Source organism: Streptococcus hillyeri, assembly GCF_003686955.1.
Lineage (GTDB): Bacteria > Bacillota > Bacilli > Lactobacillales > Streptococcaceae > Streptococcus > Streptococcus hillyeri.
In genome coordinates, this window is the sequence record NZ_RCVM01000059.1 from 1 (window position 1) to 435 (window position 435).

The following is a 435-nucleotide window of genomic DNA, read 5'->3' on the forward strand; positions in this document are numbered from 1 at the left end:
ATACTAATGAGACCATATGAAAGCCAACGTAACCAGCTTACATGTACAGCTATAATTTCAAAGATATTTCCGATATAGCGACCATTAAGTGATGCAAATCCTACTTTTAAAATATCAGTATTATAATTGCTAAACCATTGTAAATCATCGTGCATGAGTGGTAGTAAGATACCCATAAAAGTATAAAACAATAATATCGCAATTAATATCAAAGTTGTCTTGTGTAATTGAATTGTTTTCACTTTGCTAATCCTCAAATCTAGTTAAATTTTCCTCAACTTGTAGGTCGAAAAATTAATTCAATATTTTTAATGTATTTCTAATTTTCACCTATGCATGTTTCCTCAATCAAATTAGATAAACAAGGTATTTAATATTACTTTCAACAATTTATCTAAATCGCCCCTCGTCTTTTTCTCTGACGAATGATTACAC

At 29.2% G+C, this 435-nt stretch carries 1 pseudogene; it reads right to left on the bottom strand.

Annotated elements, in window-relative coordinates:
• Positions 1-242 (bottom strand): annotated as a pseudogene (locus tag EAF07_RS10455) (hypothetical protein); the annotation flags it as partial.
• Positions 243-435 lie beyond the last annotated feature (193 nt).